This is a genomic window from Klebsiella sp. C349492 (genome assembly GCF_042055345.1).
Classification (GTDB): Bacteria; Pseudomonadota; Gammaproteobacteria; order Enterobacterales; family Enterobacteriaceae; genus Klebsiella; species Klebsiella scottii.
Genome location: NZ_JANQCE010000001.1, coordinates 1,367,869 through 1,383,558, shown reverse-complemented (window position 1 = coordinate 1,383,558; position 15,690 = coordinate 1,367,869). Strand labels below are relative to the sequence as shown.

Genomic DNA, 15,690 nt, shown 5'->3' with positions numbered 1-15,690 from the left:
TACATGCGGCTGTTTATTGCAGAAAAACCGAGCCTCGGCCGCGCCATTGCCGAGGTGTTACCCAAGCCGCATCGCAAGGGCGACGGCTATATTGAGTGCGGCAACGGGCAGGTGGTCACCTGGTGTATTGGCCATCTGCTTGAGCAGGCGCAGCCGGATGTCTATGACGGGCGCTACGCGCGCTGGAACCTGGTCGATCTGCCCATTGTCCCGGATAAGTGGCAGCTACAGCCGAAACCGTCGGTCAGCAAACAGCTTAACGTCATCAAGCGGCTGCTGGGCGACGCCGAAGAGGTGATCCACGCCGGTGACCCGGACAGGGAAGGTCAGCTGCTGGTGGATGAAGTCCTCGACTATCTGCAGCTGGCGCCGGAAAAGCGCCAGCAGGTGCAGCGTTGCCTGATCAACGATCTTAACCCGCAGGCGGTCGAGCGGGCGATTTCTCGTCTGCGGGCCAACAGCGAGTTTATTCCGCTATGCGTATCGGCACTGGCGCGCGCGCGCGCCGACTGGCTGTATGGGATCAACATGACCCGGGCCTACACGCTGCTTGGGCGCAACGCGGGCTATCAGGGCGTTCTCTCGGTTGGGCGCGTGCAGACCCCGGTGCTCGGGCTGGTAGTGCGTCGGGATGAAGAGATCGAGAACTTTGTGGCGAAGGATTTCTTCGACGTTAAGGCGCATATCGTCACTCCCCTGCAGGAGCGCTTCGTCGCGACCTGGCAGCCGAGCGATGCCTGCGAATCCTGGCAGGATGAGGAGGGGCGCCTGCTGCATCGCCCGCTGGCCGAACACGTCGTCGCGCGGATTACCGGCCAGCCCGCGATGGTCACGGCCTACAACGATAAGCGGGATTCGGAACCCGCTCCGCTGCCGTTTTCGCTCTCGGCGCTGCAGATTGAGGCCGCAAAGCGTTTTGGCTTCAGCGCGCAAAACGTGCTGGATATTTGCCAGAAGCTGTACGAGACCCACAAGCTGATCACCTACCCGCGTTCGGACAGCCGCTATCTGCCGGAGGAGCACTTCGCCGGCCGCCATGCGGTACTCAACGCCATTGGCGTCCACGCGCCGGATTTATTGCCCCAGCCGGTGGTTAACCCGGAAATCCGCAACCGCTGCTGGGACGATAAAAAAGTTGATGCGCACCATGCCATCATTCCCACCGCGCGCAGCAGCCAGGTGCGGCTGACGGAGAACGAGGTCAAGGTCTACGGCCTGATCGCACGCCAGTACCTGATGCAGTTTTGCCCGGACGCGGTATTCCGCAAATGCCAGATTGACCTTGAGATCGCCAACGGCAAGTTTGTTGCCAAGGCCCGTTTCCTCGCCGAGGCCGGCTGGCGGGCGCTGCTGGGCAATAAAGAGCGCGATGAAGAGAACGACGGTACGCCGCTGCCGGTGGTGGCGAAGGACGATGAGCTGCTGTGTGAAAAGGGTGAAGTGGTGGAGCGGCAAACCCAGCCGCCGCGCTATTTTACCGATGCGACGCTGCTCTCCGCGATGACCGGGATTGCCCGCTTTGTGCAGGATAAGGATCTGAAGAAGATCCTGCGCGCTACCGACGGCCTGGGTACGGAAGCGACCCGCGCCGGAATTATTGAGCTGCTGTTTAAACGCGGGTTTTTAGTCAAAAAAGGGCGCTATATCCACTCCTCGGACGCAGGACGCGCGCTGATTCACTCCCTGCCCGAAATGGCCGCCAGGCCGGATATGACCGCGCACTGGGAATCGGTGCTGACGCAAATCAGCGAAAAGCAGTGCCGCTATCAGGACTTTATGCAGCCGCTGGTGGGAACGCTTTATCAGCTTATCGACCAGGCGCGCAGCACGCCGGCTCGCCAGTTCCGCGGTATCGTTGCGCCGGGAGGCGGTAAGAAGGAGTTCAGCAAAGGCAAGCCGAAAGCCAGGACGAAGGGCAAAAAGCCGGCGGCGGATGCGCCTGCCGACAATCCATAATAAAAGACCCCGCAGGCCGGGGTCTTTATCCGTAGGAACCCATCAGCTGCTCTCCCGGATACGCGCGACCCGGGAAAGCCTGCGGGTTAAATCACGCCCTGCGCCAGCATCGCGTCGGCCACTTTAACGAACCCGGCAATGTTGGCGCCGCGCACGTAGTTAGTCTGCTTCGCTTCGCCGCCGTACTCCACGCAGGCGTGGTGAATGTCGAGCATGATGTGGTGCAGACGGGCGTCAACCTTCTCTGCTTTCCAGCTCATTCGCGCGGCGTTCTGCGCCATTTCGAGACCGGAAGTCGCCACGCCGCCGGCGTTAGCCGCTTTACCCGGAGCGAACAGCACGTTGGCTTCGAGGAACAGGTCGGTTGCGGCGATGGTGGTCGGCATATTTGCGCCTTCGGCCACGGCCTTAACGCCGTTGGCGATCAGCAGGCGAGCGGCGTCAACGTCCAGCTCGTTTTGCGTGGCGCACGGCAGCGCAATATCCACCGGCACGGACCACGGCTGCTGGCCTTCGAGATAGTTCAGACCAAACTCGCGGGCATAGTCGGCAACGCGACCGTCGCGGCTGGCTTTAATCGCGCACAGGCGCGCCAGTTTCTCAGGGGTAAAGCCCGCTTCGTCGACCACGGTGCCGCTGGAGTCAGAGGCGGTGATCACGCGCGCGCCAAGCTCCATAGCCTTTTCGATGGCGTACTGGGCCACGTTGCCGGAGCCGGAAACCGCTACGCGCATCCCTTCGAAGCCAAGACCGTGGCGTTTAAGCATCGCTTCGGTGAAATAGACCAGGCCATAGCCGGTCGCTTCCGGGCGAATCAGGCTGCCGCCGAAGGAGAGCCCTTTGCCGGTGAACACGCAGGCGCTGTTGTTGGAGAGCTTACGCATCATCCCGGCCATAAAGCCGACTTCGCGACCGCCAACGCCGATATCGCCAGCCGGTACGTCGGTGTCCGGGCCTAAATGACGATACAGTTCGGTCATCAGCGACTGGCAGAAGCGCATCACTTCGCCGTCGCTCTTCCCTTTCGGGTCGAAATCGCTGCCGCCTTTACCGCCGCCCATTGGCAGGGTGGTCAGGGCGTTTTTAAACGTTTGCTCGAAGCCGAGGAATTTCAGGATCGACAGGTTGACCGACGGGTGGAAGCGCATGCCGCCTTTATACGGGCCGATGGCGGAGTTGAACTGCACGCGCCAGGCGCGGTTAACCTGAACCTGATTGCGGTCATCAACCCATACGACGCGGAACTGGATAGCCCGCTCCGGTTCAACCAAACGTTCCAGCAGATTGAGCTGGCGATAGCGCGGATTTTCCTCAAGGAAAGGCCACAGGGTGGTCATCACCTCGCGGACGGCCTGAGCAAATTCGGTTTGATGAGGATCGCGCTGTTGAACGCGGGCGAGAAAACCTTCCAGAGTGCACGTCTGATCCATAGATATAACTTCCCCTTATGGTTGTGGTTGCGTTTATACATCTCATCCGTCAGGTCTGCCTCTTTGCCGACCGCGCTCGCTCACCCCCGCCGCTTACCGATGTCAGCCGCCGGGGAGCGACTCTTTTGCCGCCGTGATGCAACCTGAATGATTTTATGTATTTTTATTATGGTTCGGCCCTTGAAAAAGCCGATTTTCCGACTATAACACCAGCAATCGTTAGGCAAGCAAGGAAAAGTTATCCTGACAGCAAAATTTATAATCCGCCGGCTGTCATAACTAAAAACGATGATGACGGCAGCGGAGGGGTCAGCGGGGAAGGTCGGCGGCGCTACGGGCGATAAAGGCTTCCAGCAGGGGGATATCCGCCGGCGCGAGGTTGAAGGTTAAGGCTTCCTGCGGCGAGCACCAGCGCAGCTGGCTGTGATAGTGCGCGGTTGGGGTACCGCTAAAGCTGGGCACCCACCAGGCGTGGAGATGAATCAGCCGCCCGGAGACCTCCCGCTGGTGGCTGGCGATGTAGCGGGCGGGAAGGGCGGTGATGCCAAGCTCCTCCTGCAGTTCGCGGGTCAGCGCCTGCGCCTGGCTCTCGCCGGATTCCACCTTTCCGCCGGCAAACTCCCACATTCCCGGCTGGTCAGCGTGCGGCGGACGCTGTGCAAGCAGAATATTGCCATCCTGCTCAATAATGGCGGCGACAACATCAATGGTTTTTAGCATCTGAATCATCGTTCTGTACGGAATAATGGCCTATTATCACCGCCTTTGCGCCGACCAGACAACCCCTTAGCCCGCTGGAGATATGCCGTGCCCGACCGCCCTGGGATCGCTGCCACCAGAACGGCGCCCGGTACCGCGTGGCGATAATATATAACGCGACACCGGGCAGATTGCCGGGGGCGCCGCTTTGTTGATTTTGCTCAGGATAATCAGATTCTCCGGCCAGCCGCGGCCGGAGAGTTGGGGCTGCGGGGGTTACGGCTTAAAGGTAGCCCAGACCGGCGCGTGATCGGAAGGTTTTTCCATGCCGCGGATTTCGTAATCAATTCCGGTTTCTATGCAGCGCTGCGCCAGCGGCGTGCTTGCCAGCAGCAGATCGATACGCAGACCGCGATTATCATCGAAGCCCTTGGAGCGATAGTCGAACCATGAGAACTGCTCGTTGTTTTCCGGGTTGGCGTGACGCCAGGTATCGACCAGACCCCAATCCAGCAGGCGCTCCATCCACTCGCGCTCTTCCGGCAGGAACGAGCACTTACCGGTGCGCAGCCAGCGCTTGCGGTTCTCTTCGCCGATGCCGATATCGAGATCCGTCGGGCTGATGTTCATATCGCCCATAATCAGCACCGGATTGTCCTTTTTCAGCTCAGTATCGAGGTAGTTTTGCAGGTTCTGGTAAAACGCTGCCTTGGCGGGGAATTTTGTCGCGTGATCGCGGCTCTCGCCCTGGGGGAAGTAGCCGTTGATCACCATCACGTTACCGGATGCGCAAGGGATTTCCGCCATGATGATGCGGCGCTGGGCCTCTTCATCATCGCCCGGGAAACCGCGGCGCACGCTAACCGGCGTTTCTTTGGTCAGCAGGGCGACGCCGTAGTGACCTTTCTGCCCGTGGTAGAACACGTTGTAGCCGAGCTTTGCCACCTCTTCGAGAGGGAACATATCATCGTGAACTTTGGTTTCCTGTAGGCCAATGACGTCAGGCTGATGCTTGTCGACGATGGCGGCCAGCTGATGCGGGCGCGCACGCAGGCCGTTGATATTAAAAGAGACAAATTTCATAGTCGCTGCCACTGTGCAAGGTGAATAGTGCAGGGATGTTAGCAGAAATTCGGCAGGCTGGCTGCCGGAAGGCATTTTATTGTCCACAACGCCGGGAATACGGCGGCGAATGGCTAAATCCTGCACCATTCTGGCGCGCCGCGCGCCAAAAAAGGGCGAATATCTACGATAAATTTCGTAGAGGATCACAAATACAGAATTATATCTTACCGATGAATAAACTATCTATTTTATTCACTGTTCATCACCGTAAATCGGATTGTTATTCACTATTTATGCATTTAATGTGAATATTTTAGTTTTGTAAGCTATTGATATTCCGCGATCAACTTCAATTTATGCATTTTCTCCTCTGGCTGGCACGATGCGTGCAATCTACATTTACAGCGTAATAACTCATAATATTTAACATTATGCATACTTTTTATTTACCGGAAGAGGTCGATATGTCTCAGTCAATTACGCGTAGCAACTTTGATCAATGGATGATGCCGGTTTACGCGCCGGCGGCGTTTATTCCGGTACGCGGCGAGGGCTCACGCCTGTGGGATCAGCAGGGGAAAGAGTATATCGATTTTGCCGGCGGTATCGCGGTGAACGCGCTCGGGCATGCCCATCCTCGTCTGGTTAACGCGCTGACGGAGCAGGCCGGCAAGTTCTGGCATACCGGCAACGGCTATACCAACGAGCCGGCGCTGCGGCTGGCGAAACAGCTTATCGACGCCACCTTTGCCGATCGGGTCTTTTTCTGCAACTCCGGCGCTGAGGCCAACGAAGCGGCGCTGAAGCTGGCGCGCAAATACGCTCACGATCGCTACGGCAGCCAGAAAAGCGGCATCGTGGCGTTCAAAAATGCGTTCCACGGGCGGACGCTGTTTACCGTTTCCGCCGGCGGGCAGCCGGCCTATTCCGCAGACTTTGCGCCGCTGCCTCCGCAGATCCAGCACGCGGTCTATAACGATCTTGACTCCGCCCGCGCGCTGATTGACGACGATACCTGCGCGGTCATCGTCGAGCCGATGCAGGGCGAAGGCGGCGTGGTGCCGGCAGACCCGGCTTTCCTGCGTGGTCTGCGCGAGCTGTGCGACGCCCATAATGCGCTGCTGATTTTCGATGAGGTGCAAACCGGCGTCGGGCGCACCGGCGAACTCTATGCCTACATGCACTATGGCGTGACGCCGGACGTGCTGTCGACCGCCAAAGCGCTGGGCGGCGGCTTCCCGATTGGCGCGCTGCTGGCCAGCGAAAAATGCGCCAGCGTGATGACCGTCGGTACCCACGGCACGACCTACGGCGGCAACCCGCTGGCCTGCGCCGTCGCAGGAGAGGTGCTCTCCATTATCAATACGCCGGCGGTTTTGAACGGCGTTAAGCAGCGCCACCAGTGGTTCAGCGAGCGGCTGGGGGCGATTAACGCCCGCTATGGCCTGTTCAAAGAGACCCGCGGCCTCGGACTGCTGATTGGCTGCGTGCTGAAGGATGAGTACGCCGGGAAGGCAAAAGCCATCAGCACCCAGGCGGCGGAGGATGGGCTGATGATCCTGATTGCCGGCGCGAGCGTGGTTCGCTTTGCGCCAGCGCTGATAGTGAGTGAGGAAGAGGTTAACGCGGGTCTGGATCGCTTTGAGCTGGCCTGCCACCACTTTCTCGCGGGAGCGTCATCATGATGGTTATCCGTCCGGTGGAACAGGGCGATTTGGCGGGCCTGCTGGCGCTTGCGGGGGTAACCGGCGGCGGCCTGACGTCGCTGCCGGCCGATGAAGCGACGCTGGCGGCGCGTATCGATCGTTCGCAAAAAACCTGGCGCGGCGAGCTGCCGAAAAGCGAGCAGGGCTATGTCTTCGTGCTGGAGGATACGGCCAGCGGGAAGGTTGTGGGGATCTGCGCCGTCGAGGTGGCGGTGGGGCTGAACGATCCCTGGTACAACTATCGCGTCGGCACGCAGGTGCACGCCTCGAAAGAGCTGAACGTCTATAACGCGCTGCCGACCCTGTTTCTCAGCAATGACCACACCGGCAGCAGCGAGCTGTGCACGCTGTTTCTTGACCCGGCGTGGCGTAAAGAAGGCAACGGCTATCTGCTGTCTAAATCGCGCTTTATGTTCATGGCCGCCTTCCGCGAACGCTTTAACGAAAAAGTGGTGGCGGAGATGCGCGGAGTCATCGACGACAGCGGCTACTCGCCATTCTGGGAAAGCCTGGGCAAGCGCTTCTTTGCGATGGAGTTTGCCCGCGCTGACTATCTGTGCGGCACCGGACAAAAGGCGTTTATTGCCGCGTTGATGCCGAAGCATCCGCTCTATATCGACTTTTTATCCGATGAAGCGCGGGCGGTCATTGGCGAGGTGCATCCGCAAACCGCCCCTGCCCGGGCGGTGCTGGAGAAAGAGGGGTTCCGCTATCTTAACTATGTCGATATTTTCGACGGCGGCCCAACCCTCGAGTGCGATATTGACCGGGTGCGGGCGATTCGCAAAAGTCGGCTGGTCGCCGTGGCTGAAGGACAGCCGGCGCCGGGCGAGTGGCCGCTGTGCCTGGTCGCCAACGAGCAGTATCAGCAGTTTCGCGCGATGCTGGTGCATGCCGACCCCGATAGCGATCGTCTGCTGCTGAGCGCCCGCGAGCTGGATGCCCTCAAATGTCACCCCGGTGACCGTATCCGCATGGTGCGCCTGATCCCTGAGGAGAAAAAGTCATGAGTCTATGGATTAACGGCGACTGGCAAACCGGGCGCGGCCCGGCACGCAGTAAAAGGAACCCGGTGAGTGGAGAACAGCTATGGCAGGGCAATGATGCCGACGTCGGGCAGGTTGCGCAGGCGGTTGAGGCCGCCCGGCGCGCGTTTCCGGCCTGGGCCAAAGAGCCGTTTCGCGCCCGGCAGGCGATCGCCGAAAAGTTTGCCGCCCTGCTGGAGGCCAACAAAGCGCAGCTGACGGCCATCATTGCCGAAGAAACCGGCAAACCGCGCTGGGAGGCGGCGACGGAAGTTGGCGCGATGATCAATAAAATTACCATTTCGCTAAAAGCCTACCACAGCCGTACCGGCGAGGCGCAAACCGTCATGGGCGACGGTTCGGCGACGCTGCGCCATCGGCCGCACGGCGTGCTGGCGGTATTTGGCCCGTACAATTTCCCCGGCCATCTGCCGAACGGCCATATCGTTCCGGCGCTGCTGGCGGGGAATACGGTGGTGTTTAAACCGAGCGAGCTGACCCCGCAAAGCGGTGAGGCGGTAGTTAAGCTGTGGGCCGAAGCGGGCCTGCCGCCGGGCGTACTGAACCTGCTGCAGGGCGGGCGCGAAACCGGCGAAGCGCTGAGCGGTCAGCCGGATATCGACGGGCTGCTGTTCACCGGCAGCTCCGCTACCGGCTTTCAGCTGCATCGCCAGCTGGCCGGGCAGCCGGAGAAGATCCTCGCGCTCGAAATGGGCGGCAACAACCCGCTGATCGTTGACGAGCCGCGGGATATTGATGCCGCCGTGCATCTGACCATCCAGTCGGCCTTTATTACCGCCGGCCAGCGCTGTACCTGCGCCCGCCGTCTGCTGGTGAAGCGCGGCGAGGTCGGGGATGCGTTTCTGGCCCGGCTGGTGGCCGTCGCGCAGCGGCTCGTTCCCGGCGCGTGGAACGCTGAACCCCAGCCGTTCCTCGGTGGTTTAATTTCCCCGCAGGCGGCGCAGAAGGTCCATCAGGCCTGGCTGCAGCATGTCGCCAACGGCGGCAGAACGCTGCTGGAGCCGCGGCTGCTGGAGGCCGGAACCTCGTTGCTGACCCCGGGGATCGTCGAGCTTACCGATGTCGCCGAGGTTAAAGATGAGGAGGTCTTCGGTCCGCTGCTGTGCGTCTGGCGCTATGACGAATTTGAGCAGGCGATCGCGCTGGCGAACGCCACGCGTTTTGGATTATCGTGCGGGCTGGTTTCTGCCGAGCGCGAGAAGTTTGATCGGCTGCTGCTGGAAGCGCGGGCCGGGATCGTCAACTGGAACAAACCGCTGACCGGCGCCGCCAGCACCGCACCGTTTGGCGGCACCGGCGCCTCCGGCAACCATCGTCCCGGCGCCTGGTACGCGGCGGATTATTGCGCCTGGCCGATGGCCAGCCTCGAATCGCCGGATCTGACGCTGCCGGAAACCCTCAGCCCGGGCCTCGACTTCCGGCAAGGATCGGCCTGATGAACGCGTGGGAAGTTAATTTTGACGGCCTGCCCGGCCTGACGCACCACTACGCCGGGCTTTCATTTGGCAACGAGGCGTCGACGAAGCATCGCTATCGGGTATCGAACCCGCAGCTGGCGGCGAAGCAAGGGTTAAAAAAAATGAAGGCGCTGGCGGACGCGGGCTACCGGCAGGCGGTGATCCCGCCGCAGGAGCGGCCGAACGTCGCGCTTCTGCGCCAGCTCGGCTTTACCGGCAGCGATCCGCAGGTGGTGGAACGTGCCGCGCGGCAGGCGCCGGACCTGCTGTCCGCGGTCAGCTCCGCTTCTTCAATGTGGGTGGCGAACGCGGCGACGGTGTCGCCCTCCGCCGATTCGCTGGATGGCAGAGTGCATCTGACCGTTGCCAATCTGAACGACAAATTCCACCGCGCCAGCGAGGCGCCGACCACCGAGGCGCTATTGCGCGCCATTTTCCCGGACGAACGGCGGTTTGCCGTGCATCCGGCGCTCCCGCAGGTGGCGCTGTTTGGCGACGAAGGGGCGGCGAACCATAACCGGCTCGGCGGCGAGTACGGCGCGCCCGGCCTGCAGCTGTTTGTCTATGGCCGCGAGCAGGGGGGAGACGGCCTGCCGGTGCGCTATCCGGCGCGTCAGGCGCTGGAGGCCAGCCAGGCCGTCGCCCGGCTGAATCAGGTCAACCCGCGGCAGATTATCTTCGCCCGGCAAAACCCGGCGGTGATCGATAAAGGCGTTTTTCATAACGATGTCATTGCGGTGAGCAATCAGCAGGTGCTGTTTTGCCATGAAGAAGCGTTTGTCGGTCAGCCCCAGCTGCTGCGCCAGCTGGCCGGGCTGGTGGCCGGATTTACGCCGGTCGTGGTGCCGACGAGCGCCGTGAAGGTCGAAGAGGCGGTGGCGACCTACCTGTTTAACAGCCAGCTGTTGAGCAAGCCCGGCGGGGCGATGCGGCTTATTTTGCCCCAGGAGGCGCAGGAGCACGCCGGCGTCTGGCGCTATCTGAACCGGCTGCTGGAGCAGGACAACCCCATCGACGAGCTGCAGGTCTACGATCTGCGGGAGAGCATGGCCAACGGCGGCGGCCCGGCCTGCCTGCGCCTGCGGGTGGTGCTAACGGAAGACGAGCTGCGGGCGGTTAACCCGGCGGTGCTGATGAACGATCGCCTGTTCATCGCGCTCAATGACTGGGTCGAGCGCTACTACCGCGATCGTCTGACGCAGGCGGATCTGGCTGACCCGCAGCTGCTGAGCGAAGGGCGCGAGGCCCTTGACCAACTGACGCAGATTTTGCAGCTCGGTTCAGTTTATCCGTTCCAGCAATAAAGGAGACGCAGTGGACGACTTTCTGGCATTAACCCTGGCGGGGCGTTTGCCCCACCATTTTCACGGCGAAACGGCGCACTTCCGCTGGCACTGGCTGGACTGCGGTATTTTACAGCTCACGCCGCACGCGCGCTGCGAGCGGGCGCTGGTGCTCTCCGCCGGGCTCCACGGCAATGAAACCGCGCCGGTTGAGATGATCGATATTCTGCTGCGGCAGCTGTTCAGCGGCGAGCTGCCGCTACGCTGGCGGCTGCTGGTGGTGTTGGGCAACCCTCCGGCGCTGCGGGCCGACAGGCGCTACCTCGCCAGCGATATGAACCGTATGTTCAGCGGACGCTGGCAGGACTTTCCCGCCAGCGATGAAACGAGGCGGGCGCGGCGGCTGGAAACGGTGCTGACGCGGTTTTATGCCGACGCTGGCGGCGCCCGCTGGCATCTTGATTTACATACCGCGATCCGCGGATCGCATCACCTCCGCTTTGGGGTGCTTCCGGCGCGACAGACTCCGTGGGATGACGGTTTTCTGAGCTGGCTGGGCGCGGCAGGGCTGGAGGCGCTGGTATTTCATCAGCAGCCGGCGGGCACGTTTACCCACTTCAGCAGCGACCGCTTTGCGGCGCTCTCCTGCACCCTTGAGCTGGGCAAGGCGCTGCCGTTTGGCGCGAATGAGCTGGAGCGGTTTGCCGTCACCCTGCGCGCGCTGATGCACTTACTGGTCGGCGATCTGGCGGTAGAAGAGGGGCACGAAGCGCTGCGTTATCGGGTGGTCCAGCAGATCACCCGCGGCAGCGAACATTTTCAGCTGCATATGCCGGCGCAGACGCTCAACTTTACGCCGTTTAGCGCCGGGACGCTGCTGGCGGAAGATGGTGAGACCCGCTACGTGGTGGAAAAGGCCCTGGAGTATGTCCTGTTCCCAAACCCTTCTGTCGCGCTGGGCCTGCGGGCCGGGCTGATGCTGGAGCGGTTGTCCTGAACATAAATACGCCCGCTGCCCGTCCGCGGCGGCGGCGGCGGCGTAAATTTTCACCGTGAACCGGATCGTATAATCTTATTTTTTCGTGCCCCGACGTTTGATTACAGATTATTCCTGGCTAACCGCTTTGTTTTTAATCTCTGCTGCTTTATAATCTCCATTATTTCTTTATAAAACAGCTTATTAAATATTTTTAGTTGCAATTACCTCCTCATTTTCCTTATTTTCTCCACAATTGGTGAGAAAATGTTTTTTACACTTTCATTGTTTTACGCTTGCTCTGACTAATTGACGATAAACGTCGTAAAGTTTATCTCGTCAACACGGCACCAGGCCGTGAGAATAACTTAAAGTAAGGACTGAATATGAAGAAGATTACTGCTCTGTTTGTTGCCTCTACTCTGGCCCTGGGTGCTGCTAACCTTGCTCACGCCGCGGATACCACCGCGACCCCGACCGACAGCAAGCCAATGATGCACCATAAAGGGATGCCCGGCGGCCAGCACGATATGATGTTTAAAGGCCTGAACCTGACCGATGCGCAAAAACAGCAGATCCGCGACATCATGAAAAGCCAGCGCGAAAATATGAAGCGTCCTTCCCTCGACGAGCGCCGCGCGATGCATGAGCTAATTGCCAGCGATACCTTCGATAAGGCGAAAGCGGAAGCGCAAATCGACAAGATGGAAGCGCAGCATAGAGATATGGCGCTCTCCCGTATCGAAACCCAGAACAAGATTTACAACATTCTGACGCCGGAACAGAAAAAACAGTTCAATGCTAATTTTGAGAAGCATCTGACAGATCGTAAAGCGCCGGAAGGTAAAATGCCTCCATCTGCTGAGTAATTCAGCCCGCGGAATGAAGACCGCCGGTTCTGCCCAACATACGCCGTCAGGCTTTGGGCAGGACCGGCGGTTTTTTTTCGTCCTCTTATCACGCTGACCCGAGCGGATGTAGCGTAAAATCGCCGCGCAGCAGCGGCTTGCAGAGAATTTTGTAGCCATCATGATCGAAGCCCGCCGGCAGCTGCGTCAGCGTTTGCGCCTGCGCTAGCGTCTCGACCGCCCCCAGCCACAGCCAGTTATGAATCACGTGATAGCGGGTCATATCAGGCCCGGTCTCTTCCAGCGCAACCGGGCCTGGCCAGGGCCAGCACACCAGCTGCAGCTGCGCCATACTGGCGTGCAGCCGGGCGTTATGGGCCTCGACGCTCTCTTTACCGCAGCAGGCGCCGGCGCAGCGTCCCAGCGCCGAACGAAAACAGGCCCGGCCGCGGCTTAGCGGTTCCAGCCCCAGCAGGCCGTAGCAGAGCTGATGTTCATCAGCGAGGTTGGTCAGCGCCTGCAAAGCGGCTCGGCGGTTCGCGAACAGGCCGTGCAGATGCTCCTGGCGGGAAAAGTCCAGCTCACGGGCATACACCACCTGCGGGCGGGAGTCGCTCAGCAGCAGCGAGCAGAGCTGTTTAGTGCGCCGTAGCCGCTTATTGAACAGCGGCTGCTGCTCCTTAATAAGCTGCGCTTCGAGCAGCAGCGCGCCGAGTTCGCCCGCGGTACGATGCCAGCTAATGCGCCGCGCCTGGCGCAGCATGGCGGCTTCATCCGGCGTGCGCAGATGCGATAGCACCCGGCTGCGAATATTGACGCTTTTACCGATATACAGCGGCAGGGTGTCGCTTTCGCCGTGAAACAGATAGACGCCCGGCAGGCTGGGCAGAGACGCCAGCCAGGGACGCAGATGTTCGGGATATGTATAAATTGCCGCCGCTTCAAACTCCAGACGCGGGGCGGATTGCCTTCTGACCACAATGGCTCCTGATGCTGTTTATATAACCAGTATAGCAGTCCGTGGGGGCGGGCGAAAAGAGCAAAAAATAACCCCGGCGGGTGCCGGGGCTGCGGAGAGGATTATTTCTTCCAGAAGTCGTCGAAGACGGTGATCGGCGGCTGACGTTTGTGTTCCGTTTTCAGGTACCAGCCTTCAATAATTTTGGCCGTTTTCTCGTCGAGGGTTTTCCCTTCCAGATAGTCGTCGATATTATCGTAGGTGACGCCCAGCGCGGCTTCATCCGGCAGGGAGGGGCGGTCATCTTCCAGATCGGCGGTTGGCAGCTTCTTGTACAGATGCTCCGGACAGCCCAGCCGCGCCAGCAGCTGTTTACCCTGACGCTTGTTAAGGCGGAAAATAGGGTTGATATCGGTGCCGCCGTCGCCGTATTTGGTAAAGAAGCCGGTGATCGCTTCCGCCGCGTGGTCGGTGCCGACCACCACGCCGTGGGTCATGCCGGCGATGCTGTACTGCGCCTTCATGCGCTCGCGCGCTTTTTCATTACCGCGAACAAAGTCGCTGAGTTCAATCCCGGCTTCCCGCAGCGCCTGCTCGCTGGCCAGCACCGCACCCTTAATATTTACCGTCAGCACGCGATCCGGCTGAATAAAGGCGATGGCATCCTGACAATCCTGCTCATCCGCCTGCGCGCCGTAGGGCAGGCGGACGGCGATAAACTGGCGGCTGTCGTCGCCCTCCGCCCGCAGCTCATTGATCGCCTGCTGGCACAGTTTACCGGTCAGGGTTGAATCCTGGCCGCCGCTGATGCCCAGAACCAGCGACTTAATAAAGGGATAGGTTTGCAGATAGGACTTCAAAAAATCTACGCTGCGGCGAATCTCACCGTCTGTATCGATCTGGGGTCTGGCCCCCAGCGCCTGAATAATTTCTTGTTGTAGCGTCATCGCGCCCTCCGGAAAGTGAATCTGTTTGGCAACCAGCATGGCTTAAAGCTACCTCTTTGCCGTTGAAACGACAAGGATCGTCGTTTTGAGTGCTGCAAAAGAAGGCAATCAATGACATACGATTTTTTTATGGTACGTACTGCGGCCCGCAGGATGCATTGTGCGGCGGGTGAATCTGGCCCTATCGGCCTGAAATTTAGCTTAAATCAACCTTCGGCTTGAAAAGTAACGATATTTATTCCAGGCTTATTCACACGCCAAATAAAAGAGGACGGAATATGAATAAGAATTTAGCAGGACTTATGGGCGCAGCGGCAGTACTGACCATGCTGGCTGGGTGTACAGCCTACGATCGTACTGCAGACCAGTTCACACAGCCGGTTGTTAAAGATGTCAAAAAAGGGATGTCGCGCTCCCAGGTACTGCAGGTGGCGGGCAAACCGTCATCTGAAGTGACGATGATTCACGCCCGCGGCACCTGTCAGACATACATCCTGGGTCAACGGGATGGTAAAATGGAGACCTACTTCGTCGCTCTCGACGAGACCGGTCACGTAATGAACTCTGGCTATCAGACCTGCTCGGAATACGATACGGACCCGCGCAACAGCAAGTAGTATTTGATACTGAGCCCTACGAAGGCCCGACCATTGGTCGGGTTTTTTTATGCGCGCTGATTCTTATTTAATTGCGCGAATTATTTGAGGGAAATGTGAGGGTAGTCAAAACGTGAGGTCAATGAGAGACAATTTTGTTTAACCAGGAATTATCCAGGCGGCAGGCGATGTCGTATACTCAATGCATAAACAATATCAATTGAACAGTGACATGCCTTACCCGGCTCTTCGGCATAATATTCTGCCAGAAGGCCGCCAGGTTCTACAAATTGAGGAAGCGTTCATGGAAAAGAAACATATCTATCTGTTTTGCTCGGCTGGAATGTCCACTTCGCTGCTGGTATCCAAAATGCGTGCCCAGGCTGAAAAATATGAAGTGCCGGTCATTATTGAAGCATTTCCTGAAACCCTCGCCGGGGAGAAGGGGCCGGAAGCCGACGTTATTTTATTAGGCCCACAGATTGCGTATATGCTTCCCGAGATTCAGCGGCTGCTGTCCAATAAGCCGGTGGAAGTGATCGACTCTGCGCTGTACGGCAAAGTTGATGGTTTAGGTGTTTTGAAAGCGGCCGTTGCGGCCATTAAGAAAGCTGCTGCACAATAATTTAATTTTAAAACTCGACCTTTCGGGTCGCTGGCGAAGCGAATTTTCGGCTTAATGAAATATCTGCCGTGCTGGCCGCCCGAATAATAAAGAGTTTA

General features: G+C 59.3%; 14 protein-coding genes. 9 read left to right on the top strand and 5 right to left on the bottom strand.

Features of this window, described 5'->3' with window-relative positions; translation table 11 throughout:
* The first annotated feature begins 3 nt into the window (after positions 1–3).
* Positions 4–1,956: a DNA topoisomerase III gene (locus NWP14_RS06495; RefSeq protein WP_346431654.1), complete on the top strand. Its 1,953-nt coding sequence runs from the start codon at positions 4–6 to the stop codon at positions 1,954–1,956.
* Positions 1,957–2,042: 86 nt separating this feature from the next.
* On the opposite strand, the gene gdhA is transcribed toward NWP14_RS06495, so the two are convergent.
* The 3 genes from gdhA to xthA form a co-directional block, all read right to left on the bottom strand.
* Complete coding sequence (gdhA, locus tag NWP14_RS06490) at positions 2,043–3,386, bottom strand: NADP-specific glutamate dehydrogenase (RefSeq protein ID WP_095096882.1); 1,344 nt, start codon at positions 3,384–3,386, stop codon at positions 2,043–2,045.
* A gap of 309 nt (positions 3,387–3,695) precedes the next feature.
* Positions 3,696–4,106 carry a pyrimidine (deoxy)nucleoside triphosphate diphosphatase gene (locus tag NWP14_RS06485; RefSeq protein ID WP_095098102.1) on the bottom strand — a complete coding sequence of 137 codons (411 nt, stop codon included), beginning with the start codon at positions 4,104–4,106 and terminating at the stop codon, positions 3,696–3,698.
* A 255-nt stretch (positions 4,107–4,361) separates the two neighbouring features.
* Entirely contained in the window at positions 4,362–5,168 is an 807-nt protein-coding gene (gene xthA / locus NWP14_RS06480) for an exodeoxyribonuclease III (protein ID WP_375215009.1), read from the bottom strand.
* A gap of 446 nt (positions 5,169–5,614) precedes the next feature.
* Between xthA and NWP14_RS06475 the strand changes: the two genes are divergently transcribed.
* The 6 genes from NWP14_RS06475 (at position 5,615) to spy (ending at position 12,487) form a co-directional block, all read left to right on the top strand.
* Positions 5,615–6,835 carry an aspartate aminotransferase family protein gene (locus tag NWP14_RS06475; protein WP_375215008.1) on the top strand — a complete coding sequence of 407 codons (1,221 nt, stop codon included), beginning with the start codon at positions 5,615–5,617 and terminating at the stop codon, positions 6,833–6,835.
* Positions 6,832–7,866, top strand: coding sequence for an arginine N-succinyltransferase (astA, locus tag NWP14_RS06470; RefSeq protein WP_375215007.1), 1,035 nt, complete (start codon positions 6,832–6,834; stop codon positions 7,864–7,866). The genes NWP14_RS06475 and astA overlap by 4 nt, the downstream gene beginning before the upstream one ends.
* The gene (gene astD / locus NWP14_RS06465) at positions 7,863–9,338 is read left to right on the top strand and encodes a succinylglutamate-semialdehyde dehydrogenase (protein WP_375215006.1); all 1,476 of its coding nucleotides are present in this window, start codon (positions 7,863–7,865) and stop codon (positions 9,336–9,338) included. Before astA ends, astD begins: the two co-directional genes overlap by 4 nt.
* Positions 9,338–10,663, top strand: coding sequence for an N-succinylarginine dihydrolase (gene astB / locus NWP14_RS06460; protein WP_095096901.1), 1,326 nt, complete (start codon positions 9,338–9,340; stop codon positions 10,661–10,663). The genes astD and astB overlap by 1 nt, the downstream gene beginning before the upstream one ends.
* A 10-nt stretch (positions 10,664–10,673) precedes the next feature.
* The gene (gene astE, locus NWP14_RS06455) at positions 10,674–11,639 is read left to right on the top strand and encodes a succinylglutamate desuccinylase (protein WP_375215005.1); all 966 of its coding nucleotides are present in this window, start codon (positions 10,674–10,676) and stop codon (positions 11,637–11,639) included.
* 365 nt (positions 11,640–12,004) lie between these two features.
* Positions 12,005–12,487 (top strand): ATP-independent periplasmic protein-refolding chaperone Spy, encoded by a 483-nt coding sequence (spy, locus tag NWP14_RS06450; RefSeq protein ID WP_375215004.1) that lies wholly within the window; start codon positions 12,005–12,007, stop codon positions 12,485–12,487.
* A gap of 88 nt (positions 12,488–12,575) precedes the next feature.
* Here spy and cho read toward each other — a convergent pair whose 3' ends face one another.
* Both cho and nadE read right to left on the bottom strand, forming a co-directional pair.
* Positions 12,576–13,445 (bottom strand): excinuclease Cho, encoded by an 870-nt coding sequence (gene cho / locus NWP14_RS06445; protein ID WP_095096910.1) that lies wholly within the window; start codon positions 13,443–13,445, stop codon positions 12,576–12,578.
* 101 nt (positions 13,446–13,546) lie between these two features.
* Positions 13,547–14,371, bottom strand: coding sequence for an ammonia-dependent NAD(+) synthetase (gene nadE, locus NWP14_RS06440; protein WP_375215003.1), 825 nt, complete (start codon positions 14,369–14,371; stop codon positions 13,547–13,549).
* A 278-nt stretch (positions 14,372–14,649) separates the two neighbouring features.
* Between nadE and osmE the strand changes: the two genes are divergently transcribed.
* Both osmE and chbB read left to right on the top strand, forming a co-directional pair.
* Positions 14,650–14,988, top strand: coding sequence for an osmotically-inducible lipoprotein OsmE (gene osmE / locus NWP14_RS06435; RefSeq protein WP_041145135.1), 339 nt, complete (start codon positions 14,650–14,652; stop codon positions 14,986–14,988).
* Between the two features lie 283 nt (positions 14,989–15,271).
* Positions 15,272–15,592, top strand: a complete 321-nt coding sequence (chbB, locus tag NWP14_RS06430) for a PTS N,N'-diacetylchitobiose transporter subunit IIB (RefSeq protein WP_041145136.1) — start codon at positions 15,272–15,274, stop codon at positions 15,590–15,592.
* Positions 15,593–15,690: the final 98 nt, after the last annotated feature.

Coding starts and splice junctions, on each gene's coding strand:
- chbB (WP_041145136.1), top strand. CDS start 15,272: ATGGAAAAGAAACATATCTATCTGTTTTGCTCGGCTGGAATGTCCACT.
- osmE (WP_041145135.1), top strand. CDS start 14,650: ATGAATAAGAATTTAGCAGGACTTATGGGCGCAGCGGCAGTACTGACC.
- gdhA (WP_095096882.1), bottom strand. CDS start 3,386: ATGGATCAGACGTGCACTCTGGAAGGTTTTCTCGCCCGCGTTCAACAG.
- astD (WP_375215006.1), top strand. CDS start 7,863: ATGAGTCTATGGATTAACGGCGACTGGCAAACCGGGCGCGGCCCGGCA.
- xthA (WP_375215009.1), bottom strand. CDS start 5,168: ATGAAATTTGTCTCTTTTAATATCAACGGCCTGCGTGCGCGCCCGCAT.
- astA (WP_375215007.1), top strand. CDS start 6,832: ATGATGGTTATCCGTCCGGTGGAACAGGGCGATTTGGCGGGCCTGCTG.
- nadE (WP_375215003.1), bottom strand. CDS start 14,371: ATGACGCTACAACAAGAAATTATTCAGGCGCTGGGGGCCAGACCCCAG.
- NWP14_RS06495 (WP_346431654.1), top strand. CDS start 4: ATGCGGCTGTTTATTGCAGAAAAACCGAGCCTCGGCCGCGCCATTGCC.
- astB (WP_095096901.1), top strand. CDS start 9,338: ATGAACGCGTGGGAAGTTAATTTTGACGGCCTGCCCGGCCTGACGCAC.
- NWP14_RS06485 (WP_095098102.1), bottom strand. CDS start 4,106: ATGCTAAAAACCATTGATGTTGTCGCCGCCATTATTGAGCAGGATGGC.
- NWP14_RS06475 (WP_375215008.1), top strand. CDS start 5,615: ATGTCTCAGTCAATTACGCGTAGCAACTTTGATCAATGGATGATGCCG.
- spy (WP_375215004.1), top strand. CDS start 12,005: ATGAAGAAGATTACTGCTCTGTTTGTTGCCTCTACTCTGGCCCTGGGT.